Source organism: Bacillus sp. GW821-FHT11D08, from assembly GCF_058808515.1.
Genome location: NZ_JBXARS010000007.1, coordinates 119,891 through 144,579, shown reverse-complemented (window position 1 = coordinate 144,579; position 24,689 = coordinate 119,891). Strand labels below are relative to the sequence as shown.

Sequence of the window (24,689 nt, the reverse complement as noted above, 5' to 3'; positions counted from 1 at the left end):
CTCTAATTTGCAGGATCAAGCAGTTCACTGTCGATGTACTTTCTTGCAATCAGCGCGTACTCAAGCGGATTGGCGACTGCCGGGTCTTGTTCGGCTTCGATGACGATCCAGCCTGAATAATCATGACGGACGAGCGCTCGGTACACTTCGGTAAAATCGATGCATCCGTCTCCGGGAACCGTAAAAATGCCTTGTAAAAACGACTGCCTGAATGACTTGCCTTCCTGTCTGCACCGCTCCATAATGTCAAACCGCGCGTCCTTGAAATGAACGTGTCTGATCCGATCCATATGCTTGTTGAGAATCCTCATATAGTCTCCGTCCGAGATATAGGCATGGCCGGTATCATATAGTAAATGGACATACCGCGGGTCAGTTCCATCCATCAGCCGGTCAACTTCTTCCGCCGTCTGGACGCCTGTGCCGAGATGATGATGAAACGTGAGGTCCAGCCCGTATTCGCCAGCGATTTTCCCGAGACGGTTCAAGCCTTGGCACAGCGTATCCCATTCTTCATCTGAGAAGTGCGGTTTTTCCTTAAATACATCAATGTCCAAGCCTTGAACACTGTACGTCTGTTCAGAAACGATGGCGACATCCGCTCCGACTTTCTGCAAATAATCACAGTGTTCTGTAAATTGTTCAGCCATTTTTTCAATACCGTCTTGTATGATAAAGCTGCTGAACCATTTCCCCGCAATCCGCAAGTTTCGGAGAGCCAGCTCTTTATTGAGGACGGAGGGTTCAGGGAAAAACCCTCCCACTTCCGTACCTTGAAAGCCGGCGACAACAATATCGCTTAACAAATGCTGCAGCGTATTCCCGGCTCCGATTTCCGGCATATCGTCATTGCGCCACCCAATGGGAGCGATGCCCCACAGAATATCTTGTTTGCCCATCGTGATGCCTCCCCTCTAGTACTGCTTCGCAGACTTCAGCTTCATCTCTTTCGCTTCGTATGCCCGCTGAACGCTTTCCTGCTCCGACACTTCCGCCACGCCGACATGCCACCAGCTGTCATAGCCGTCCGTCATCGTTTTCGGCAGAACCTTCATTTCAATTAAAGTGGATACGTCTTGCGTTTTCGCATCTTCAAGCGCCGCTTTCAGTTCTTCAACCGTATTGGCTCTGTATGTTTTAGCGCCGTAGCCCTCTGCCACCTTCGCGTAATCAACGTTTAAAATCTGATTGTCCTCTGTGCGGAACTCGCAGAAATAACTGCCGCTCCCGTGATCCATCTGCAGATTGTTAATACAGCCGAATCCGGAGTTGTCAAAAAGCAGGACATTGATTTTTTTGTTATATTGAAGCGCGGTAATCAGCTCTGAGTGCAGCATCAGAAAGCTTCCGTCGCCGACGAGTGAATAGACTTCTTTGTCGGGATGGGCCAGCTTGAGGCCGAGCGTGCCTGATACTTCATACCCCATGCAGGAATAGCCGTACTCGAGGTGGTACGTATTCGGGACATTGGAATGCCACAGCCGCTGCAGATCCCCCGGAAGAGATCCCGCCGAACTGATGACGACGCTGTCTTCAGGAATCGTGTCATTGATGGTCAACAGCGCCGTTGTCTGCGGCAGCTCAGTCTCGAGCGCGTCGGCATACTCGTTTAACACGTCCTGTGAGAAATGGTTTTTTATTTCCGGTTTGAACGCGTCACGTGTAAAAGTGACCTTGCCGAGCCGGTCCCGTTCAGCAAGCCATTCATCTTTCCAGTCTTTAATCGCCGTGCCGAATGCACTTTTATATCCGTCTAATAAGCCGTGCAGCCTGCCGAGCGTCACTTTCGCATCGGCTACGACCTGAAACGCGTCAAGCTTGTAAGCCTGCATGCGGCTGACGTTGATATTCAAAAATTTTGCTTTGTCAAAATCAAACGCCGTTTTCGAGGATGTCGCAAAGTCCGTGTACCGTGTGCCGACACCGATGATCAGATCAGCCTGGCGGGCGGCTTTGTTTGCGGCGAGGGTGCCCGTGATGCCCATGCCGCCCAGATTGTTGGCAAAATCGGCTTCAACCGTTGACTTGCCGGCCTGCGTTTCGACAAGCGGAATGCCGTATGTTTCAGAAAGCGCGATTAATTCCTCACGCGCGCCGGAGTACTTTGCGCCGCCGCCCACTAAAATGACGGGACGGCTGCTCTCCTTAATTCTTTCCGCGGCGCCTTTCAGTTCACGCTCGCTCGGCTGCATCCGGTCAATGTAATGAACGCGTTTTTCAAAGAAGCTTTCATCAAAATCAAATGCTTCTCCCTCTACATCCTGAGAAATGCAGATGGTCGCCGGACCCGCTTTTGCCGGATCTGTCATCACTTCAAATGCCCGGATTAAGCTGCTCATCAGCTGCTCGGGTCGGGTAATGCGGTCCCAATAGCGGGACACGGGCTTTAACGCATCGTTTGTCGTGACGGCGGCACTGTATTCCTGCTCCACCTGCTGAAGCACCGGGTCAGGCTGCCTCGTCGCAAAGGTATCGGCCGGAAGCAGCAGCACCGGGATATGATTGGCCAGCGCCGTACCCGCGGCAGCCGTCAAGTTAGCGGCACCCGGACCGACCGATGTCGATACCGCGTAAATTTTTCTTCTCAGCATCTGCTTGCTGTATGCCATCGCGGCATGCGCCATGCCTTGTTCGTTTTTGCCTTGATAGACTTTCAGGTGCCCGGCGTCCTGCTCAAGCGCCTGCCCGATCCCCAACACATTTCCGTGACCGAAAATCGTGAAGATGCCCTCAACGAACGGCTCTTCTTTTCCGTCAACATGAATGTACTGCCGGTTCAAGAATTGAATCAGCGCTTGTGCTGTCGTTAAGCGAATTGTCTTACCCACAAACGATCCCACCTTTTATACGTTCTATTTACCGTTAAGACTGTGCTGCGCTTCAATCAGTTCGATGATTTCACCGGCAGCCGGCATTGCTTCTGAGGAGCTGTGTTTGCTGACGACGATGGAAGCGGAAGCGCTCCCGTATTTTAAAGCCGTTTCAATATCCCGGCCGCTGACAAGTCCGTAGATGAAGGCTGACGCATAGGAATCACCCGCTCCGAAGGTCTTCAGCACCTTTGTTTTATAGGCATGCGCCCGGAAAACTTCTCCCGATCTGCTGTATGCGTATGATCCGTCAACGCCGTGCTTAATGACGACAAGATCAGCGGAGTGCGCAAACAAATGGCGGACGGTTTCATCGTTATCTCCGCCGCTGCGGTTTTCCATTACGTCAAATTCGTCACGCGTACCGATGACGATATCGGATTGTTCCGCCACCAGCGTGTAGTACACGGCTGTTTCTTCTGCCGATTGCCATGTATACGGACGGTAGTCGAGCTCAAACACGACTTTTACGTCATGTTTTTTTGCGATATGCACCGCTTTTAAGACGGCTTCGCGCGACGGGCTTTTCGCAAGCGCCGTACCTGATACGAGCAGCATTTTCGCGTTTGCGATGTAGCCTTCATTGACTTCGGACGGCTCAAGATACAAATCCGCCACGTCATCCCGGTACATCAGAATGCTGCACTCTTCGGGACTGAGAATTTCCGTAAAAGCGAGCCCGGCTTTGCGCCCTTCTCTGTCAACGGTCATTTGTGACGTATCAACGCCCTTTCCCTGCATATAAGAAACGATGAATCTGCCGTGCTGATCGTCCGGGATTTTGCCGATAAAACCGGCTTTTAATCCGAGCTTGGCGCTGCCGATCGCAATATTTGCCGGGGAGCCGCCGACATATTTAGAAAACGTCATCGTTTCTTCCATCGGCCGGTTGTATTCCGCCGCGTTCAAATCAATACACGCGCGTCCGATCGCGACAATATCAAACTCTTTTTCTTCATTAAACGTATATTTCATCGTTATCTGCCACTCCTCACTTGTTAGCGTTCCAGGATCCATTCATGGGCCGGATCATTATGAAACTTCCATTTTCGTGTCGGTCCCGCCATTACATTCAGGTAGTAAGAGGTATACCCGTCCGGAACACCAACCGGGTGATAGCCCGCCGGTACGATGACAACGTTTTCATTTTCTGCGGTCATCGTCTCGTCAATCGAGCGGTCGTCCGTGTACACACGCTGGAAGACAAACCCCTGCGGCGGGTCCGTTTCATGGTAATAGGTTTCTTCTAAAAAGGATTCAGCCGGCAGATTGTCTTGGTCATGTTTATGAGGCGGGTAGCTCGACCAGTTGCCGCTGCCCGTGTAAACTTCAACAACGAGAAGGCTGTTTGCCGATGGATCTGAATCGGGGAGAATATTATGAACGGTTCGTTTGTTTGCCAGCTTGCCGCGATGTTCCACACCGTTGTCTTCCGCTTTAATCAGCTTTGTCGGAAGCTGGTGTTCGGACGGAGAATAGCACAGCGCGACCCTCGCCCCGCTGACCGCTGTGATTTCAAAAGAGCGGTCATTGGACACATAAACGCTGTCCGTCGGTTTTCTTTCAAATACGCTTTCACGGGTGCCGATGCTTTCAAATGTCTGATCATAATCAGTGACGGTGATTTTTCCCGTTACCGCAACGATGCAGCACTCCGTCTTTTTCAAATCCTCTGTATATGTGGAACCGGGAGTGAGGTCAACGACTTTAAATCCGACGTATTTGAGGTCTGAATTGGCTGAAGTGACGTCATGTATGATGTTCACGCCTTGAGAAATCTCATCGGCCTGCGGTTTGCGCAGCAAATGACTCATGTTTATTCCTCCTTAATGGATGGTAAAAGAAAACCCGGACGGAATCACAAAGCCGTCCGGGCCGGCTGTCAGATCAATTGAAGTCAGGAGACGGGTATCGTGCCGTCACGACTTTTTTACGTGTATAGAAGTCGACGCTGTCTTTTCCGTTTGCGTGCAATGTGCCGAAGAAAGAAGACTTCCAGCCAGAGAACGGGAAGAATGCCATCGGCGCCGGGACGCCAAGGTTGATGCCGAGCATTCCCGCGTCAATATTCTCACGGAAGTAGCGGATCGCGTTCGCATTTGAAGTGAACAGACACGCGCCGTTCGCAAATTCAGACTGGTTGGCGATGTCCACCGCTTCTTTTAAGTTTTTCACGCGGATGACCGACAGAACGGGCGCAAAGATTTCATCTTTCCAGATCGTCATATCCGTCGTCACGTTGTCAAAAATCGTCGGTCCGACGAAATAGCCGTCTTCCGTTGCGTTTTCACGCCCGTCACAAAGAAGTCTCGCTCCTTCTTCGATGCCTTTTTCAATATAGCTGTGCGTGCGTTTTTTGTTGTCCTCGCGGATGACCGGGCCCAAGAATACGCCGTCATCCAGTCCGTTTCCGATCTTGATGTCCGCTGCTTTTTCCTGTAATTTCGCCATAAACTCATCGGCGATTCCCTCTTCAACCGTCACAACCGCGCATGCCATGCAGCGCTCTCCTGCCGAACCGAATGCCGCGCCGATAATGTTTGTCACCGTATCTTCAAGGTGGGCGTCATTCAGCACGATCGTATGGTTTTTCGCGCCCGTTAACGCTTGCACGCGTTTCAAATGTTCGCTGCCTTTTTTGAAAACATACTCGCCGACAGGTTTTGAACCGACGAATGAGATCGCTTTAATATCCGGATGTTCAAGAACGCCGTTTACGACGTCATGCGCGCCGTGCACGACATTGAAGACGCCCTTCGGCAGACCGGCCTGTTCAAACAGCTCTGCCAGTTTTTCCGTTAACAGCGGCGTGCGCTCAGACGGCTTCAGAATGAACGTGTTTCCTAACGAAATCGCCATCGGGAACATCCAGCACGGGACCATCATCGGGAAGTTGAACGGTGCGATACCGCCGACCACCCCGATCGGATAGCGGTAATTCGCCGCCTCTACATCCGTCGCGATGGAGGCGAGTGAATCGCCCATCATGAGTGACGGCGCGCCCGCTGCGAATTCGACGTTTTCAATTCCGCGTCCCACTTCACCGAGTGCCTCCGTCGTGTTTTTACCGTTTTCCAATGTAATCAGACGGGCAAGCTCTTCTTTGTTCTGCTGGAGAAGCTGCTGATAGTTAAATAGTATTCTCGCACGGCGCGGCACTGCCGTCTTTGACCATGTTTGAAACGCCTCTGACGCTGAGCGGACGGCGTATTCCACATCCTCCCGCGTAGAAATCGGAACCTGGCACATCACTTCTTTTGTAGCCGGATTGATAACGTCTTCATATTGATCTGTCTTACTTTCAACCCATTCACCATTGATGTAGTTTTTCAGTTTTCTGATCTCTGCCATTCTCATTGCCTCCTTAAATAGTAAACATCCTGTTCAGCTGGATAATAACGGATGAATATATTCATCTTTTACATATAAAAGACATGAATTAAACGCTTACAAATGCTAAAATGATGGTGACTCCCAATCTTTCCATGTAAAAGTTGGTCATGTACCGGAAATAGCAAACGGTTACATCTTTCACTTTTGATTTTACAGGTTATGTTTTGGTCATTTCTTGGTTACATTGTAAGCCCAACACATCTTCAAGTCAATCTAAAAAATCAAAACTTTTTCATTATTTTTATCATACTTTTTTTGATCGGGAAAACAGGAACTTGGAGAACCGTGTCGAATCGGAGGGGATGATCCCTCTTTTTTATCATTTGTTAAGTAACTATTGATTAACTTCTGGTGTTTATTATATATTTTAATTACTTTAAGAATTCTAGAAGGAGTTTTTTTATGAAACTGATGCGGATTCAGGAGATGGAAGAATACATTCTCAAACACGGAGCCACTTCGCTGGATGAGCTGTGCGAGGTATTCAACGTCTCTAAAAACACGGTCAGACGCGATATTAATAAGCTTGCGGAAAAAGGGGTTATCAAAAAGGTATACGGCGGCGTGACGTCAGCCGAAAAATCTGTGCTCGTCCCTTTTGAAAACCGCACCATTCAACATCAGGATGAAAAAATCAAAATCGCCCGCTATGCGTCACGGTTTATCGAGGATCACGATCTTGTATTTATTGATTCCGGCACGACGACCAAATCGATGCTGGAGACGCTTGATCCAGATAAGAATGTAACGGTTTTGACGAACAGCCTTGATATTATTAACGCCGCTTCATCCATGAAAAATATCGACCTGATCATCATCGGCAATAACTACAAACGGAAGACAAGGTCGTTTGTCGGCATTGATGATCCGAGCACACTCAATAAATACAACATTAACAAGGCGTTCATGTCCGCTACCGGGACAACGATCACCCACGGCCTGACGAATTCCGACTTACTGGAATACGAGGTGAAAAAGAGAATTTCCGAAAAGGCGAACGAAGTGTATCTGCTCGCGGATCATTCCAAATTCGGCAAATCCACGCTTTTGACATACGCGCCTTTCGACCGGCTTCACAGCATTGTCACTTCTCAGCAGCTCGATGAGGAATATACGAAGTATTGCCAAGAGCATCAAATCGACATTCACTTGGCATAGCGTTATAGTTAATAGAGAACGCTGCCGTATTTTTCCGGCAGCCGCTATGATATCCAATTTTTTCAGGGGGCGAAAACATGAGCAAAGTAACAATCGGCAAAACTGACCTAAAGGTATTTCCGATCGGTTTGGGAACAAATGCGGTCGGCGGACACAATCTCTATCCGAATCTGAATGAAGAAACGGGAAAAGAATTGGTTCGGGAAGCGATTAAAAGCGGCGTTACCATGTTAGATACCGCCTATATTTACGGTGTGGGCCGTTCTGAAGAATTAATCGGCGAGGTGCTGAAAGAATGCAACCGCGAGGACGTCTTCATCGCCACAAAAGCCGCTCACAGAAAAGAAGGCGATGACTTTGTTTTCGACAACTCACCGGCTTTTCTGAAACAATCGGTCGAAGACAGCCTGAAACGCCTGCAGACTGATTACATCGATTTATTCTACATCCATTTCCCGGATGAGCACACGCCGAAGGACGAAGCCGTTCAAGCGTTGAATGAGCTGAAAAAAGAAGGAAAAATCCGTTCCATCGGCGTATCCAATTTCTCTTTGGAACAGCTGAAAGAAGCCAATAAAGACGGCTTAGTCGACGTGATTCAAGGAGAATACAACCTGCTGAACCGTGAGGCGGAAAAGACTTTCTTCCCTTATACGACAGAACACGGCATCTCATTCATTCCGTACTTCCCGCTCGTATCCGGACTGCTGGCCGGCAAATACGACGAGAACACCACCTTCCCTGAAGGCGACCTGCGCAATGATCAGGCGCATTTCCAAGGGGAGCAGTTTAAAGAAAACATCAAAAAAGTCAAGCAGCTCAAACCGATTGCCGAAAAGCACAATGCCGATACGGCGCATATCGTGCTTGCCTGGTACTTGGCGAGACCTGAAATCGATATCCTGATTCCGGGCGCCAAACGCGCGGATCAATTAAAAGACAACATGAAAGCAGCCTCCATTACGCTATCTGCTGAAGAAATCGCGTTTATCGACAAGCTGTTTTCCTAAGAAAAAAAACACGCCTTTTAAAAGGGGCGTGTTTTTTTTATGTTTATATTTTTCTCTTCGGGGAATGAAATAGTTATCTAAATAAACTATTATGCGTTCCAAAAGATGAGGAGGATCATCTGTGAAGAAAAACACCAAAAAATACCTGATTTACTTTTTCGGAGCATTAGGCGGGCTGCTTTACGGCTATGACACCGGTGTGATTTCAGGGGCTTTGTTATTTATTAACAATGATATTCCTTTAAACACGCTGACCGAGGGATTGGTCGTCAGCATGCTGCTGCTCGGTGCGATTTTCGGGTCCGCCTTAAGCGGGACATGCTCTGACCGATGGGGCCGGAGAAAAGTGGTTTTCGTCCTTTCACTCATTTTTATTATCGGCGCGCTTGCCTGTGCAGCTTCGCAAACCGTCACTATGCTGATTATCTCCCGTGTCATTCTCGGGTTAGCCGTCGGCGGCTCAACGGCGCTGGTTCCCGTTTATCTATCTGAGATGGCGCCGACGAAAATACGCGGAACGCTCGGCACATTGAATAACTTAATGATTGTAACCGGAATTTTACTCGCATATATCGTGAATTACATATTCACCCCGTTTGAAGCTTGGCGCTGGATGGTCGGTCTCGCCGCAGTACCGGCGGCGCTTTTATTAATCGGAATCGCGTTTATGCCGGAATCTCCGAGATGGCTCGTCAAACGCGGCCGTGAGCAGGAAGCCAGACAAGTCATGGAAATGACCCACGACAAAGAGGATATCGCTGTTGAATTAGCGGAAATGAAACAAGGTGAAGCCGAGAAAAAAGAATCTACGCTCGGCTTGCTGAAAGCCAAATGGATCCGTCCTATGCTGCTGATCGGGATCGGCCTTGCCATCTTCCAGCAGGCGGTCGGTATCAACACGGTGATTTACTATGCGCCGACCATCTTTACAAAGGCCGGACTCGGCACTTCGGCGTCCGTTCTCGGCACGATGGGCATCGGTGTCTTAAACGTCATCATGTGTATCACCGCCATGATCTTAATTGACCGGATCGGCCGGAAAAAACTGCTGATGTGGGGAAGTGTCGGCATTACCTTGAGCCTGGCGTCACTATCAGCCATTCTCCTTCTGGCCGGCCTGTCAGCTTCAACAGCATGGCTGACCGTGCTGTTTCTCGGCATCTATATCGTCTTCTACCAGGCGACATGGGGTCCCGTCGTATGGGTTCTGATGCCGGAGCTGTTCCCGTCAAACGCACGCGGAGCCGCAACCGGATTTACGACATTGATCCTGTCGGCAACCAACCTGATCGTTTCACTGGTATTCCCGCTTATGCTGAGCGCTATGGGCATCGGCTGGGTATTCGGAATATTCTCAGTCATTTGCCTCTCATCTTTCTTCTTCGCCGCTTACATCGTTCCTGAAACGAAGGGCAGAAGTTTAGAAGAAATCGAAACGCACTTGAAAAAACGGTTCTCCTTAAAGAAGCGCAGCAAACAAAATCAAATTCTTAAACAGCGCACACTGTAATAAAAAAAGGAATCGCCCCCGCTGGGCGATTCCTTTTTGGCGTCATACCATAACTTTGCAGATGTCATTCGTAAACTCGACCGGATCATGGATCGGCAGCCCTTCAATCAGAAGCGCCTGATTGTAGAGAAGATTTGTGTATAATGCAAGCTTTTCCCGATCTTGTCCGTGCGCGTTCTTTAACGTCTCAAACACTTCGTGATTCGGGTTGATTTCCAGCACTTTTTCCGCTTTGACCTGCTGGCTGTCAGGCATAGCATTCAACACTTTTTCCATTTCGATCGTCACTTCGCCGTCTGTCGCAAAACAGACCGGATGAGATTTTAAACGTTTCGACGCTCTGACGTTCTTTACTTTATCCGCAAGAATCTCTTTCATGCTCTCGAACAGGTCTTTATATTCGTTTTCTTCGGCTTCAGTCTGCTTTTCATCCTCATCACTGTCGATGCCTAAGTCAGCGCTGGATACGGATTTGAACTCTTTTTCCTCATAGCTTGTCAGCATTTTGATCGCGAATTCATCAATATCTTCCGTGAAATATAAAATTTCGTAGCCTTTGTCCGCCACCATTTCAGTTTGCGGCAGCTTTTCAATCCGCTCATATGAATCGCCGGACGCGTAATAGATATATTTTTGATCCTCAGGCATTCTGGACACATATTCGTCCAGAGTGACGAGCTTTTTCTCCTTAGATGAATAGAAGAGAAGCAGATCTTTTAATACGTCTTTATTCGCGCCGAAATCATTATAGACGCCGAATTTCAGCTGTCTGCCGAAAGATTCATAGAAAGATTCGTATTTTTCCCTTTTGTTCTTCAGCAGGCTCTTCAGTTCGGCTTTGATTTTTTTATTGATGTTTTTCGCAATCAGCTTCAGCTGGCGGTCGTGCTGCAGCATCTCTCTGGAAATGTTCAGCGACAGATCCTCAGAATCCACCATGCCTTTTACAAAGCTGAAATGGTCCGGAAGCAGGTCGGCGCATTTGTTCATGATCAGCACGCCGTTGGAATACAGCTCCAATCCTTTTTCGAATTCCTTCGTATAATAGTCAAACGGCATGTTTTCCGGAATAAACAAAATCGAATTGTAGCGCACCGCTCCATCGACGCTGATATGCACATGGGTCAGCGGTTTATCAAAACCGTAATGCTTCTCGGCGTAAAAAGCCTCGTAATCCTCATCCGTCAGCTCGCTTTTGTTTTTTCTCCAGATCGGCACCATGCTGTTGACCGTCTGTTCTTCCTGAACTTCTTCAAATTCGTTCGCGCTGCCCTCTTTCGGCTTGTTGACCGTCTCTTCCATTTTGATCGGGTAGCGGATAAAATCAGAGTACTTTTTCACGATCGCTTTGATGCGGTAGTTTTCTAAAAACTCATCATAGCTTTCATCTTCCGTGTTTTCTTTTATTTGTAGGGTGATTTCCGTACCGACGGTTTCTTTGTCACACGGCGCGATCGTGTAGCCGGCAGCCCCTTCCGACTCCCATACATACGCCTCGTCACTGCCGAGCGCCTTACTTTTCACCGTGACTTTATCAGCCACCATAAACGCCGCATAAAATCCGACGCCGAACTGGCCGATAATGTCATGGCCGTCTTTCGAGTCATTTTCTTGCTTGAAAGCGAGTGAACCGCTTTTCGCAATTGTGCCGAGATGCTGTTCAAGCTCGTCTTTTGTCATCCCGATACCGGTGTCTGTGACGGTGAGCGTTCTCGCTTCTTTGTCCGCCGTCACTTTTATGTAGTAATTGTCTTGATCAAACGTTAATGAATCATCGGTTAACGCCTTGTAATAGATTTTGTCAATCGCATCGCTCGCGTTGGAAATTAACTCGCGGAGAAAAATTTCCTTCTGCGTGTAAATGGAGTTAATCATCATGTCCAGCAATCGCTTGGATTCTGCTTTAAACTTTTTTTTCCGCACTTCAGATCTCTCCTTTAATTATGCTTTGATGTTATGTAAAATCTTTTCAGCATCTATTTATCATATACAGTGACAATTGTCAACTAGGATTAGCAGATGCATATATTGTAAATTTAACATGTTAATGGATTCATTTCACCCATTTTATCAATAAAAAAGAGAGAATGTTGATCATCCTCTCCTCTCTGCTTCTTTCCGGCGGCCGAATTCCTTCTTCATCCATATGTATGACGGATAGAAAAACAAACTAAATAAGATAAGAGATCCCAAGTTTCGCAAAGACTCATGAAGAACATTTCTTACAGTGAGAGGAAATATGATGTCCTGAAATAGAATAGAGATAACGGTGTAAATCACAAATCCCATAGGAACAATGGCATAACAATAAAACGCTATCTCCTTCTTATGCTGTATCTTCAAAATATGTAAACCTCCCAATGATGTATATACATAATATTAACATATTTAATAGGTATTTAGAAACAGACCTCCGTATGTTTATCCCCCTATTCAGCGGGAACAGATATAAAAAAGGAGGAATCGCAATATGGGAAGATTAACAGACAAAACCGCAATCATCACAGGGGCCGCGACAGGCATCGGACAAGCGACGGCACGGGTTTTCGCCGATGAAGGCGCCCGCGTGATCTGCGGTGACATCAATGAAAGCGAACTGAATGAAACCGTCAGCGCCATCAGAAAAAACGGCGGAGAAGCAGAAGCCTTTCACCTTGATGTATCAGACGAAGAAAACGTAAAGTCTTTTGCGGATGGCATTCAGCAAAAGTACGGAACAATTGATATTCTGTTTAACAATGCTGGTGTTGACCAAGAGGGCGGAAAAGTCCATGAATACCCGGTCGACCTGTTTGACCGGATCATCGCCGTCGATCTGCGCGGCACATTTCTTTGCAGCAAATACCTGATTCCGCTCATGCTCGAAAAAGGAGGCTCCATCATCAACACCTCCTCCATGTCCGGCCGGGCCGCAGACCTTGACCGCTCAGGCTATAACGCCGCAAAAGGCGGAATCACGAACCTGACGAGAGCGATGGCCATTGATTACGCCAGAAGCGGAATCCGCGTCAATTCCTTATCGCCGGGCACGATTGAAACGCCGCTCATTGATAAATTGGCAGGCACGACAGAAGACGAAATGGGCGAAGCGTTCCGTGAAGCCAACAAATGGATCACGCCGCTCGGCCGGCTCGGAAAACCGGAAGAAATGGCAGCCGTCGCGCTCTTCCTCGCTTCAGACGACAGTTCTTACGTCACGGGAGAAGACATCACCGCAGACGGCGGCATCATGGCATACACTTGGCCGGGAAAAATGCTGATTGATAAGAAGTGGAAGGAAGAGACGGAGTGACGGCGAAAAAGAAACAAGCCAGTGCAAAAACACTGGCTGAACAAGCTGAGGGCGGGTTACTTAAACCAGCCCTTTTCCTTTGATCGGGTAATGGCTTCAATTCGATTTTTCACTTCTAATTTATCCAGGATCATCGAAACGTAATTGCGGACTGTGCCGCTTTTGATGCTGAGGGCGTTTGCGATTTCTTTCGTGTTTTTCCCGTCTGCGACAAGCTCGAGCACCTCTTTTTCCCGTTCGGTCAGCGGGTTTTCTTCACTATAGATGTCCTCCATTAATTCAGGGGCATAGACGCGTCTTCCTTTCATGACGCTGCGGATGGCGCTGACGAGCTCATCGCTCGGGCTGTCCTTGAGCATGTACCCGCTGACGCCTGCTTTTAGCGCCCGCTGAAAATAGCCGGAGCGGGCAAAGGTCGTCAAAATGATGATTTTCACACCGCTGTCCTTGAGTTCTTCTGCCGCTTCAAGACCTGATTTCCCGGGCATTTCGATATCCATCAGACAGATGTCGGGCGCATGTTTTTCCACGAAATCGATGGCATCCTGGCCGCTTGTGCCTTTGCCGACAACCGTCATATCCTCTTCTAAATTCAACAGGGAACCGAGTGCGCCGAGCAGCATTTGCTGATCCTCGGCAATGAAGATGTTGATCATCTGCTACCATCCTTTTCTTTTGATTTTGAATCATTCGGGATTCTCATGGTCAGCTTTGTTCCGGCGGCTGTATCGATGGCTAAACTGCCGTTTGCGAATTCAAGACGTTCCCTCATTCCAAGCAGGCCGTGCCCCTTTGAAAAAAAGCGGTCTTCTTTGCATTGAAAGCTGCCGTCATCTTCCACCGTAATGACAACCTCTTTCCAAAGCTGCTGAATGGTGATGCGGCATACTTTGGCGCCGCTGTGTTTCACGACATTGGTGACGGCTTCTTTTATGCACATGCTGACGATGTTTTCGTTCAACAGAGAGATATGTTTTGGCGCTTCTTTTTCTTCATACACAAATTCAATTCCTGCCGCTTCAAGAATTTGCCGAACATTGCCGAGCTCATCCTTCAATCGGATGCCTTTCATCGATGAGACGATTTTTCTGACCTCATTTAAGGAGGTGCGGGCCGTCTGCTGCACGCTTTTCAGCTCAGTGCGGGCCTGTTCAGGGTCCTTGTAAATCAGCTTTCGGGCAAGGTCGCTTTTCAGTCCGATTAAGGAGAGCTTTTGTCCAAGTGTATCGTGAAGGTCCCGGGCAATGCGCTGCCTTTCTTCCAGCTTCACAAGATCGGCGATTCGCTCATTTGCATATTCTAATTTCTCCTCAAGGCGCTCCCGTGCCTTTCTGCTTCGAATGCTGAGCGGGAGCAGGATGGCACTGATCAGAGTGATGACGATAAACGGAATTTGTGTCAAAAACCACCCTTTTTTCAGAACAAGGCTGAAGTTGACGGCAACCGCCGCACTGATGATATGAATGTAATATAAGATGTAAAAAGGAACTTTGTCTCGGATATGGCCGATGAAGTAGGCGATAAAAAAGGCGAAATAAATATAGCTGAACAGCATGACAGAGCCGGTCGAAATGCCGATCAGAAGAAGCGCCCATAAGTAAAGCGGCCAGCCTTTTGCAACAAATGCGAAGCGGTATGCGCCAAAGAAAACAAGTGTGAAAATGATGCCGGCAACGATGACAAAGGTAGAAGAGCTTTTAAAAATAAAATAAAAAGGCAAGATGAAAAAAATCATCCATATATAAGGAGAAATCCCATTCAGTTTTTGAAATTTAAAATACTTCTTCATCTTCGTTCCACCTTCTGCTGCTTGTGTCTACCATCACTTTATCAAAACACCGCCTTCATTGCATCCTCACGCATGAAGAGAAGGCTCTTTCTGATAAGAGAAAGAGCCGCGCGCCATATCAGGCATTTTTCTTCAAAGGTTCTTTCGGCACCGGATGGGGCGCCGGTTTTTTCCGCGCCTCCCGAAAGGTGACAAATTGCTTTTCGTCCTCATCCCACAGACGGAATTTCATGGATTCAAGACTTGTTTTAAGCGTAATGGTCGGTACGTTTTTTAAAGGCTCGTGCCCCTCATGAGCGGCTTCCAGCTTGTAGTTCGGCACTTTCGGGCTTAAGTGGTGGACATGATGGTAGCCGATATTGCCTGTCAGCCATTGCAAAAGCTTCGGAAGCTTGTAAAAGGAGCTTCCTTCTACCGCGGCCTGCACATAGTCCCAATGCTCATCGGCTTCAAAATAAGAATCCTCAAACGTGTGCTGAACATAAAAGAGCCAGACGCCGATTGACCCCGAAATAAGGAAAATCGGACCCTGAACAAGCAAAAAGTTTTCCCAGCCGAAAAGCAGGCACGTCGCAGCAGCCAATAAGACAATCGCCGCGTTCGTGAAATAGGTGTTCCAGCGCTCCTTGCGGCGGGCGCCTTTTACATTGAAACGGTTTTTAATCAGAAATACGTAAATCGGGCCGAGAATAAACATAATAAACGGATTGCGATAAAGTCTGTAGCGTACTTTTGTCCAGGCTGAGGCTTCGTTGTATTCCTTGACGGTCATCATCCAAATATCGCCGGTACCCCGTTTATCTAAGTTGCTGCTCGTCGCATGATGGATGGAGTGGCTGCGTTGCCATTGAAGGAACGGAAACAGTGTCAGCACACCTGAAATAAACCCGAACAGCCGGTTCAGCTTCTTTTGTTTGAAAAAGGATTGATGGCAGCAGTCGTGGAAAATAATAAAGATTCTTGTCAAAAATCCCGCTGCTATAACAGTAAAGGCGAGGGTCAGAAGATAGGAGACATTGAGGCTGAAGTAAGCAAGAAACCAAAGGGCAAAAAACGGCACAAATGTGTTGAAAAGCTGATTGACACTATGCTTTGTATCGGCACCGGAAAATGCAGCAACCTGCTTTTTTAAAGATGCTTGTTTTTGAGTTGCGGCGTGATTGGTCATGAATGTCATATCCCCTTTTTTTTATTATGATTCCAAGTATACCGAGGCGCTCGCGGCGGTTGTAGTAGCAGCCATCATGCCCCGAATATGACATTTGTCATGTTTGGCGGCAGAATGCTGATCAGGCGGCATATAGAAGGTTTTTTTATAAGGGATAAAGCCGGACACTTCATATCGGCACTTCTCAAAAAAAACAGCAAAAAAGAACCCGGCCTGTTTTCGGCTGAGTTCTTTTTCATCATCCTCACAGCAAAATCACCCGATACTTCTTTACATCCAAAAACTGCAGAAACTCCCGGGCCAGCATGTCCGGCGCGTGGTCTTTTCCTTCATGAAGACGATATTGAATCAGACCGGCGAGCATGGACGCGACATAATATGCATAGAGTTTTTTGCCCGCCTGAATGTGCAGGGGCTGATGAAGATAAAACGATTGCAGCGCTCTGAACATTTCCGGGATGACGTCAGGCACTCCCGAACCCTCTCTCAGAAAATGAACGAGCGGCAGGCCTTCCGACAGTGCCGAAAAGAGACGGACGAGCGCGGCTTCCGCTTCTTCCATGGAGCAATCGGCAGGCTCCCCTTTTACCGTCAATAATCCGATCAGATCCCGGCATGATTGATGGATGGTCGTTTTCAGCAACGCTTCTTTGTTGGCGTAATGGTCATAAAAAGTGGCACGGCGGAGGTTGCTTTGACGGGCAATATCGGAAATCGTAATCGCCGCGTATTCTTTTTTTTCCGCCATTAAGCCGATCATGGCTTCTTGCAAGGCCTGCCTCGTCCTTGTCACCCGGCGGTCGGCGGGCTTTTTTTCTTCTTGTTCCGGCACCCGGCGGCCGAACAGCCAGTAAAACCGTTTTTGAGAAATCAAATCCCACACCTGTCCGCTGATCGCTTCCGGGGATGCCCCGGGCTCCTCATTCAGCCAGTACAACACAATGGCATACGTGTATAAAGCGCGGTAATGAATGTACATATCCTGTTCAGTCGGTGAGAAATCCGCATTGACCGGTGACAGCAGCACATCATGCCGGAACACATCTTTTAAAAAAGCATGAAAGTGAAAATACGGCATTTTATGACGGTCCATCATCGTTTGAAAAAACTCCCGATGCCGGTCAACAAAAGACAGGGTCGGATGCACTTTTTGCCATCCGCCATGTAAATGAAGCACATCTTTATTCTTCAGTGAATCATACAGCGCTTCGCTCAGCCCGTCTTTCATTTCTTCCTCTATATCCTCTAAAATCGCATATTTATCTTCGTAATAAAGGTACAGTGTCCCCCGGCTCACACGCGCCCGTTCGGCGATGTCCTTCATGGTCACACGGCGGATATCCCGCTCTCCAAGCATGGCCAAAAGCGCTTGTTTGATGTCAGTTGTCACAGAATCCGGCATAAGAGACACTCCTTTCATTAGACAGATCACCGCAATTTGTACGGTAACGTATAGATGTGTTTACGCTGTCTTTGCCGCAAAAACACACCACATTATAATAGGCCCTGAAGAAACAAAAAAGCAACCAGAGGAGGAAGACCGATGGATCAGCATATAAAAGCAGACATCAAACGCGTCTTTGAGCTTCAGAAAAAAAATCAAAAAACGCTGCGTGCTTCAACAGCCGGGCAGCGCAGAGAAAAGCTTCAGCGCTTTTTAGATGCCGTCACCGCACATGAAGAAGAAATCATCGAGGCGATCAGACGGGACGTCCGCAAGCCTTATCATGAGGTAAAAAGAGCGGAAACGCAGGGAACGATTAAGGCGATTAAAGATAATATGAACAATCTCGACACCTGGATGGCGCCGAAACGCGTCGGCTCATCCGTCAGTCCCGACGCTGACGGCGTATTAATGTACGAGCCAAAAGGCCTTACCTTAATTCTCGGCCCGTGGAATTATCCGTTTATGCTGACGATGGCTCCGCTTGCAGCTGCCATTGCGGCCGGCAACAGCGCGATTGTGAAGCTGTCCGATTTTACAATGGAGACGAGCCATATCGCCGCGACAGTTATTCGCGAGGCATTTCACGAAGAAGAAGTCGCCATTTTTGAAGGTGAGGTCGATGTCGCCACAGAACTGCTCGACCAGCCGTTTGACCACATTTTCTTCACCGGAAGCACGAATGTCGGTAAAATCGTCATGACGGCAGCGGCGAAGCACTTGTCGTCCGTCACGCTTGAGCTTGGCGGAAAGAGTCCGACGATCATCGACAGCGACTATGATTTGATGGACGCGGCGAAAAAAATCGCCGTCGGCAAATTTGTCAATGCGGGGCAAACATGTATCGCACCTGACTATCTCCTTATGAAGAAAGAAGTGCAGAGCACCTTTACAGATCTCCTGCAAACCATTGTCAATGCAGGTTTTATGGAGGATGATCATACGGTTGACCGCAACAAATTCACGCAGATTGTCAATGACCGCAACTTTAACCGTGTCAAAGCCCTATATGATGATGCTATTGAAAAAGGGGCAAAAATGGCCTTCGGCGGCGTATTCGATGCGCATGACCGCACGATTTCTCCGACCGTGCTGACAAACGTCACGCCTGATATGAAGATCATGCAGGAAGAAATCTTCGCACCGATTCTGCCGATTATGAATTACGAAGATATCAGTGAAGCCGTTGATTACATCACTGAACGGGACAAGCCGCTTGCCTTGTATGTATTCAGCCATAATCAGGAGCTGATCGATTATGTGCTGCAGCATACGACATCCGGCAATGCTTCTGTCAATGATGTCGTCGTTCATTTCACTGACGTCAACCTTCCGTTCGGCGGTGTCAATACGAGCGGGATCGGTTCATATCACGGTGTGTACGGCTTTAAAGAATTTTCTCATGAAAAAGGCGTATTTATTCAAGCCTCTAAATAAAAAAAGAATCCGCGCAGATGACGCGGATTCTTTTTAATTATTTTTTTGCCCCGAATGCGAGCAGTTTCGTATAAGTACCGACATAGAGCGTGCCGTCTTCAGCCAGAACCGGGGAGGAAATGACATTGCTGTCTGTTTGATAGCGCCATTTTTCATTACCGTCAGCGTCAACCGCATAGACATTTTTATCGTCAGAACCGAAGTACACATTGCCGTCCGCATCAATCAGCGGCGCCGTTCTCACAGGCCCGTCCGTATAGAAAGACCAGTTCATATTACCGGTTTTGCTGATGGAAAACAGCTCGCCGCTTCCGGAACCGATATACACATTGCCGTTATGGTCGATCGCTAATGAAGAGCTGGAGAAACTGTTTAACGGGAACGTCCACTTTACAGCACCCGTTGATGTATAGGCGTATAAGTTGCCGTCCTGGTTTCCGGCGTAAACGGTGCCGTCTCTATCAATAACCGGATAGCCTTTAAACCCGTTGGACGTCGTTTTTGACCATTTCACTTGGCCCGTTCCGGAATTGATCGCGTAAAAGATATTATTGTACGTTGCCGTATACAGCGTTCCGTTTGATGCTAACACGGGAGCGGAACCGACCACGCCGTTTGTTTTAAACTTCCACTTTTGCGTCCATGTCGAAGGCGACGTCGGTTTAATCGCATAGATATAGTTATCCAGCGTCGACACATACAGCGTGCCGTCAGAGCCGATAGCCGCATCGGAACTAGGCGCTCCGCTCAGCGGAACCGATGTTAAAATGTTTCCGGTTTCTTTGTCGATGAAATATAGTTTTTTATCGTGAGAAGGAAGATAAATGACACCGTTTGTTCCGAGCACCGGAGTCAGCATATAGGTCGTCCCGAGGTTTTCCGTCACCCATTTCACAGTACCGTCCGGATGATACGCCGTCAGCTTCCCGTCTTTTGATTGAATAAATACGGTGCCGTCCCTGTCAACCGCGGCTCCCGCACCGTTTTGAGGATTGGCCGGAACATTCTTTTCCCATTTTAACGCGCCATCGGCAGTGCTTGTAAACCGGCTTTCTCTTGACCAGTTGAACATCGTCGGAGACATCGCCTGCGCGTCATACCGTCCCGCCAAGAAACCGGATGCCGCATGATTTTGTTTAAATACCGTTTCCGCAGCTTGAGCAGCCGCCGGATGCAGCCATTTTGCCCCCGGCAGATCAGAAACCGCTCCCACAGATAAAGCCGCAGCAACCGCAGCGCCGGCCGCCAATGTTTTCATTCGCAATGAAGCTGTCTTTTTTTTCAATGTTAGTTCCTCCCGTTTCTATTAAAAGCTGCTATATCACTTCGATCATACCATAATTAACCTATGAAATATTTGTATTTTCGGCAGATTTATAGAACAAATGTCACATAGCCTGCTGATGCTTCGGGGATGATCGAAACGCGGCAATATACCACACCACATTGACGATAAAAGCCGCGCCTGACCAAACGAGAAGGCCGTAATAAAGAGACAGCTCCTGTTCCGAAGAAGTTACGACCAATAACGTTACCAAAAAGACAGCCGCGCAAATGAGAAGCCCGATTCCGCAAAAAACGGCCATGATGATTTTCATGACACGAACACCGAGAATATACATAATGAGCGGGACCGCATATATAAAAAGGATCTGACCGACGGCGGCCCACATGCCCGCGGAATTAAAACGATTCGCGTTCGGCCCCGTTTCTGCAAACGGAGAAAGCGAGCCGATGACCGGCAATAAACAAAACAGCAGAGCGGAAAGCAAGGTCATCGCAACCGCACCTTTTTTCTTTTGATTCATGTGAATATCCTCCTGACAATAACCCGGCTTTTTTACCGGTAATCTGATAATATGTTATATTTTAGCACGATATTTAGTTACTTTGAGAATGTTTTGTTAAAAACGAATTTACAAATCCAGAAAAATAGATATAATAAACGTTATGGAACCGATATTGATTCATAAAGCGCTATCTAACAAAACACGAAGTGATATTATGACGTGGCTTAAACACCCGGAAGACCATTTTGATGAAAGACCTTATCTTGATCAGGGACTCAGTTTCCGCACCGGAATTTGCGTCGGTGATATTCAGGCAAAGTCGGGGCTTGCGCAGTCCGTCATCTCCAGCTACCTGCTGACCATGCAAAAAGCCGGCCTGCTGGAATCTGAACGAATCGGGAAGTGGACCTATTACAGAAGGAATGAAAAACAAATTAAAGCCTTTGCTGACTATGTTCAGCACCAGCTATAACCATGAAAGGAGGGCTTTTTTTGTTCTAACATATCTATTTTTCTGTATATGTAGTTATAAAAGGAGGCATACATAACAATGAAAAAAAGCAGCTCCATCTTCATTCTGTTTTTGGCATTAGGGGTTTTCGGAATTATCACGACCGAAATGGGCATTATCGGCGTTCTTCCGCAAGTGGCGGACAGATTTCATATTTCTGCTTCAAAAGCGGGGTGGCTTGTCAGTATTTTCGCGTTCATCGTCGCTGTGTCGGGACCGTTTTTGACCTTGCTTGCTTCAGGCATAAACCGGAAAGTCATTCTGCTTTTGGCGGTGCTGATGTTCGCCGTTTCAAATGCGGTCTACGCGTATACGGCGCATTTCAGTGTCATGCTGGCGTTTCGGATCATTCCGGCTTTATGCCACCCGGTGTTCTTTTCTGTAGCGCTTGCGGCCGCGGCCCGGCTTGTCCCCGCCGGCCAATCCGGAAAAGCCGTAACGAAAGTCTTTTCAGGCATCACCGCCGGCTTTGCGTTCGGCGTGCCTTTCACGTCTTATCTGGCGGAGCGTCTCTCCCTTGAAGCCGCCTTCTTATTCGGCGCTATCATCAGTCTCATCGCATTCACGGGCATTCTTCTCTTTTTGCCATCCATGCCGGTCACAGAAAAAATGTCTTTCAGAAGTCAGCTCGGCATCCTTCGCAAACTGGCTTTGTGGCTCAATATCGCTGCCGTCACCTGTCTCTTTGCGGCCATGTTTTCTGTCTACAGCTATTTTGCGGAGTACCTCGGACGGGTGTCCCATATGAACGGCACATGGGTCAGCTTCATGCTGATGAGCTTCGGGGTGATTATGATAGCCGGGAATTTCGTCTTCGGCGCTTTGTTATATAAAAATATGAAAAAGACCGTCATCCTGTTTCCGCTTCTTTATACAGCCGCCTACTTGCTCATATACGGGTTTGGGACGTCTTTCGCGCCGATGGCCGTTCTCGTCTTCGTATGGGGCGCCGTTCATTCCGGCGGTCTCATTGTCAGCCAGACATGGCTTACTGCGGAAGCAAAGGAGGCGCCCGAATTCGGCAACAGCCTGTTTGTCTCTTTTTCCAACCTCGGCATCACCATCGGAACGGCGGCGGGCGGCTGGTTTATTTCACATTTGGGAATCCATCAGCTGATGTGGTGCGGCATCATGTTTGCCCTTCTGGCTTTCGGGCTGATCATGGGACGCTTGGCATGGGGAAAGAGGCTGCTCGCAAAAGCTTAAGCTCCGTTGCAAAATCCGGAATGATTACGTATAATATTCCAGATTAAAGCAAGGGAGAGAAAAAGATACATGGAAAGACCGGCAGGATTTTGGATTCGGTTTCTGGCTTACGTCATTGATCAAATCATCATAGGAATTCCGATTTTTATCATTCAATTTATGGTCTCTTTTTTATTTGCGGCAGGCGTTGCGGCGGCTGACCCCTTCATGACCGAAAATCAGTTTAACATCTCTTTTCTGGTGTTCGGCGTCATCCCGATTCTTGCGAGCTCTTTTGTGATCAGTATCTTATATTTCAGCCTGCTCACGGCCTCAAAGATGCAGGGGACACTGGGAAAAGCATTGCTCGGCCTTAAGGTCGTCAATGAGGATGGCGGACGGATATCCATCGGCCAGGCCTTCGGACGCGCTTTCGCATATATCATATCTAAGCTCATTCTTTATATCGGATTCATCATGGGCGCCTTCGGAGAGAAAAAAACGCTGCACGACATCATGTGCAGCACCCGTGTTGTCTATAAATAATGACCTCAAGTCCGGGCCTTTTGAGCCCGGGCTTTTTTATGACGGCTGTGCCCGCCTGATGTCAATGCCGCCCTTTCCGTCAGCCTCAATGCGGATCGTCCCGTTCACAATGACAGACAGCGGATGGAACTCCGCATGCTGATCAGAAAAAATCCAGCGGCGGCCGCTCGGCCCTAAAAGCAAAAACGCCCCATCATTGTAATCACCCATAAAATGAAACCCATTTTCCCTAAGAGGCGCATGCTTTCTCACCGGAATGCCGAAACGCTGCAGCTTCCTCCCGGTTGATACGACTTCGGCAGCCGTCAGATTCACCTCGCCGATATTCAGAACGGACTCAATCGAAAAATGTTCCGCGCTTGGCGGCGATGTTTCTCTCGCGATGAATTCCGCCAGATTGTTGGACGGATCTTTGAAATAAAAGGAACGCGCCTGAATATGAGAGAAATACACCTCATCCTCGCCATCTTCCGTTTGAAAAACGACTTTATCCTTTATCCACGCCTTCGCCTCATCAAAACGATTATTCGGAATGTTAAACGCGAAATGATACGTAGGATGAGAGTGAGAATCGGCGCGCCTGAATTCCAACTCACTTTCTCCCGCCTTGATGGTAAACGAATCACCGGACTCATCAATTAAAGGAAAACCTAACACCCGTTCATAGAAGTGTTTCGTCTCCTCCAACGCACAACTGTACAAAGTAATGTTATTTATTTGCATGATCATACCCCCTTTGGTTTATACTGCCATATAGAAGGGTTGATTCCTACTGTTTCGATTCACCAATTGAGAATCCCCCTTTCGCCCGGCGCTAAACATGACAAACAGCGCCAAACCGCTTATACCAGGCGTTTTTAAACGTCTAAAGCAAAAAAAGCAGAAATTAATACCCCATATAGCTTGACAAAAAATAAATGTTATTTAATAATCTATATATAATTAGAATTATTATTGAAAGATAAAGTGAATGCTTTGTCTTTTTAATATATTTCAAATCACATTTCAGGAGGAAGATATTATGTCTTTAATCGGAAAAGAAGTACTGCCATTCGAAGCAAAAGCTTTCAAAAACGGTGAATTCATCGATGTAACAAACGAAGATTTGAAAGGTCAATGGAGCGTTTTCTGCTTCTATCCAGCGGATTTCTCTTTCGTTTGCCCGACTGAACTTGAAGATCTTCAAGGACAATACGCTGCACTGAAAGAATTAGGTGTTGAAGTATACTCTGTTTCTACAGATACTCACTTCGTACACAAAGGCTGGCATGACAGCTCTGAAAAAATCGGCAAAATCACTTACGCAATGATCGGTGACCCATCTCAAACGATCTCCCGCAACTTCGACGTTCTTGACGAAGAAACTGGTCTTGCTGACCGCGGAACATTCATCATCGATCCTGATGGCGTTATCCAAACAGTTGAAATCAATGCAGGCGGTATCGGCCGTGACGCAAGCAACCTTGTAAACAAAGTAAAAGCAGCTCAATACGTTCGTCAAAACCCAGGTGAAGTCTGCCCGGCTAAATGGGAAGAAGGCGGCGAAACACTTACACCTAGCCTTGATTTGGTAGGTAAAATCTAAG

23 protein-coding genes are annotated in these 24,689 nt (G+C 47.9%); 9 read left to right on the top strand and 14 right to left on the bottom strand.

The features are described from left to right. Nucleotides 1-2: 2 nt before the first annotated feature. The 5 genes from iolE to iolA form a co-directional block, all read right to left on the bottom strand. Entirely contained in the window at nt 3-899 is an 897-nt protein-coding gene (iolE, locus tag AC1RRX_RS14970; protein WP_144464734.1) for a myo-inosose-2 dehydratase, read from the bottom strand. A 15-nt stretch (nt 900-914) separates the two neighbouring features. Next, nucleotides 915-2,828 carry a 3D-(3,5/4)-trihydroxycyclohexane-1,2-dione acylhydrolase (decyclizing) gene (gene iolD, locus AC1RRX_RS14965; protein ID WP_144464732.1) on the bottom strand — a complete coding sequence of 638 codons (1,914 nt, stop codon included), beginning with the start codon at nt 2,826-2,828 and terminating at the stop codon, nt 915-917. A 24-nt stretch (nt 2,829-2,852) separates the two neighbouring features. After that, nucleotides 2,853-3,845, bottom strand: coding sequence for a 5-dehydro-2-deoxygluconokinase (gene iolC, locus AC1RRX_RS14960; RefSeq protein WP_017418539.1), 993 nt, complete (start codon nt 3,843-3,845; stop codon nt 2,853-2,855). A 23-nt stretch (nt 3,846-3,868) separates the two neighbouring features. Further along, nucleotides 3,869-4,684: a 5-deoxy-glucuronate isomerase gene (gene iolB, locus AC1RRX_RS14955; protein ID WP_144464730.1), complete on the bottom strand. Its 816-nt coding sequence runs from the start codon at nt 4,682-4,684 to the stop codon at nt 3,869-3,871. Between the two features lie 73 nt (nt 4,685-4,757). Continuing rightward, entirely contained in the window at nt 4,758-6,221 is a 1,464-nt protein-coding gene (iolA, locus tag AC1RRX_RS14950) for a methylmalonate-semialdehyde dehydrogenase (protein ID WP_012118848.1), read from the bottom strand. Nucleotides 6,222-6,665: 444 nt separating this feature from the next. On the opposite strand from iolA, the gene AC1RRX_RS14945 reads away from it, so the two are divergent. The 3 genes from AC1RRX_RS14945 to AC1RRX_RS14935 all read left to right on the top strand — a co-directional run bounded on the left by AC1RRX_RS14945 (nt 6,666) and on the right by AC1RRX_RS14935 (nt 9,941). Continuing rightward, a complete protein-coding gene (locus AC1RRX_RS14945; protein ID WP_007614879.1) occupies nt 6,666-7,421 on the top strand; it encodes a DeoR/GlpR family DNA-binding transcription regulator in 756 nt (251 codons plus the stop codon). 77 nt (nt 7,422-7,498) lie between these two features. Continuing rightward, entirely contained in the window at nt 7,499-8,431 is a 933-nt protein-coding gene (locus AC1RRX_RS14940) for an aldo/keto reductase (protein WP_039253254.1), read from the top strand. A gap of 121 nt (nt 8,432-8,552) precedes the next feature. Then, on the top strand, nt 8,553-9,941 hold the full coding sequence (locus AC1RRX_RS14935) for a sugar porter family MFS transporter (protein WP_007407844.1): 1,389 nt from the start codon (nt 8,553-8,555) through the stop codon (nt 9,939-9,941). A 42-nt stretch (nt 9,942-9,983) separates the two neighbouring features. On the opposite strand, the gene htpG is transcribed toward AC1RRX_RS14935, so the two are convergent. Then, a complete protein-coding gene (gene htpG, locus AC1RRX_RS14930; RefSeq protein WP_144464728.1) occupies nt 9,984-11,864 on the bottom strand; it encodes a molecular chaperone HtpG in 1,881 nt (626 codons plus the stop codon). A 171-nt stretch (nt 11,865-12,035) separates the two neighbouring features. Continuing rightward, complete coding sequence (locus tag AC1RRX_RS14925; RefSeq protein ID WP_007614882.1) at nt 12,036-12,284, bottom strand: hypothetical protein; 249 nt, start codon at nt 12,282-12,284, stop codon at nt 12,036-12,038. Nucleotides 12,285-12,411: 127 nt separating this feature from the next. On the opposite strand from AC1RRX_RS14925, the gene AC1RRX_RS14920 reads away from it, so the two are divergent. Continuing rightward, nucleotides 12,412-13,233, top strand: coding sequence for an SDR family oxidoreductase (locus AC1RRX_RS14920; RefSeq protein ID WP_007407847.1), 822 nt, complete (start codon nt 12,412-12,414; stop codon nt 13,231-13,233). A gap of 56 nt (nt 13,234-13,289) precedes the next feature. Here the strand turns inward: AC1RRX_RS14920 and AC1RRX_RS14915 are convergent, their stop codons facing one another. The 4 genes from AC1RRX_RS14915 to AC1RRX_RS14900 form a co-directional block, all read right to left on the bottom strand. Next, nucleotides 13,290-13,889: a response regulator transcription factor gene (locus tag AC1RRX_RS14915; protein ID WP_007407848.1), complete on the bottom strand. Its 600-nt coding sequence runs from the start codon at nt 13,887-13,889 to the stop codon at nt 13,290-13,292. Continuing rightward, nucleotides 13,886-15,022, bottom strand: coding sequence for a sensor histidine kinase (locus AC1RRX_RS14910; RefSeq protein WP_025285539.1), 1,137 nt, complete (start codon nt 15,020-15,022; stop codon nt 13,886-13,888). Before AC1RRX_RS14910 ends, AC1RRX_RS14915 begins: the two co-directional genes overlap by 4 nt. Before the next feature lie 118 nt (nt 15,023-15,140). Next, on the bottom strand, nt 15,141-16,190 hold the full coding sequence (desA, locus tag AC1RRX_RS14905) for a Delta(5) desaturase DesA (protein WP_077392054.1): 1,050 nt from the start codon (nt 16,188-16,190) through the stop codon (nt 15,141-15,143). A gap of 244 nt (nt 16,191-16,434) precedes the next feature. Further along, nucleotides 16,435-17,592, bottom strand: coding sequence for a TetR/AcrR family transcriptional regulator (locus AC1RRX_RS14900; protein ID WP_144464726.1), 1,158 nt, complete (start codon nt 17,590-17,592; stop codon nt 16,435-16,437). 141 nt (nt 17,593-17,733) lie between these two features. Here AC1RRX_RS14900 and AC1RRX_RS14895 point away from each other — a divergent pair, with 141 nt between their 5' ends. Further along, on the top strand, nt 17,734-19,071 hold the full coding sequence (locus tag AC1RRX_RS14895; protein ID WP_144464724.1) for an aldehyde dehydrogenase family protein: 1,338 nt from the start codon (nt 17,734-17,736) through the stop codon (nt 19,069-19,071). 37 nt (nt 19,072-19,108) lie between these two features. Here AC1RRX_RS14895 and AC1RRX_RS14890 read toward each other — a convergent pair whose 3' ends face one another. Together AC1RRX_RS14890 and AC1RRX_RS14885 are read right to left on the bottom strand one after the other, a co-directional pair. Beyond that, nucleotides 19,109-20,329 carry a beta-alanine-activating enzyme beta-propeller domain-containing protein gene (locus AC1RRX_RS14890; protein ID WP_144464793.1) on the bottom strand — a complete coding sequence of 407 codons (1,221 nt, stop codon included), beginning with the start codon at nt 20,327-20,329 and terminating at the stop codon, nt 19,109-19,111. 130 nt (nt 20,330-20,459) lie between these two features. Next, nucleotides 20,460-20,879 (bottom strand): DUF5391 family protein, encoded by a 420-nt coding sequence (locus tag AC1RRX_RS14885; RefSeq protein WP_038464489.1) that lies wholly within the window; start codon nt 20,877-20,879, stop codon nt 20,460-20,462. 142 nt (nt 20,880-21,021) lie between these two features. Here AC1RRX_RS14885 and AC1RRX_RS14880 point away from each other — a divergent pair, with 142 nt between their 5' ends. From AC1RRX_RS14880 to AC1RRX_RS14870, 3 genes are all read left to right on the top strand, one after another. Then, complete coding sequence (locus AC1RRX_RS14880) at nt 21,022-21,333, top strand: ArsR/SmtB family transcription factor (protein WP_007407855.1); 312 nt, start codon at nt 21,022-21,024, stop codon at nt 21,331-21,333. A 78-nt stretch (nt 21,334-21,411) separates the two neighbouring features. Then, complete coding sequence (locus AC1RRX_RS14875) at nt 21,412-22,578, top strand: MFS transporter (protein WP_076424816.1); 1,167 nt, start codon at nt 21,412-21,414, stop codon at nt 22,576-22,578. 69 nt (nt 22,579-22,647) lie between these two features. Continuing rightward, on the top strand, nt 22,648-23,103 hold the full coding sequence (locus tag AC1RRX_RS14870) for an RDD family protein (RefSeq protein ID WP_014419310.1): 456 nt from the start codon (nt 22,648-22,650) through the stop codon (nt 23,101-23,103). A gap of 36 nt (nt 23,104-23,139) precedes the next feature. Here the strand turns inward: AC1RRX_RS14870 and AC1RRX_RS14865 are convergent, their stop codons facing one another. Next, a complete protein-coding gene (locus AC1RRX_RS14865; protein ID WP_144464722.1) occupies nt 23,140-23,826 on the bottom strand; it encodes a VOC family protein in 687 nt (228 codons plus the stop codon). 298 nt (nt 23,827-24,124) lie between these two features. Between AC1RRX_RS14865 and ahpC the strand changes: the two genes are divergently transcribed. Further along, complete coding sequence (gene ahpC, locus AC1RRX_RS14860; protein ID WP_004393188.1) at nt 24,125-24,688, top strand: alkyl hydroperoxide reductase subunit C; 564 nt, start codon at nt 24,125-24,127, stop codon at nt 24,686-24,688. The last annotated feature ends 1 nt before the right edge of the window (nt 24,689 follow it).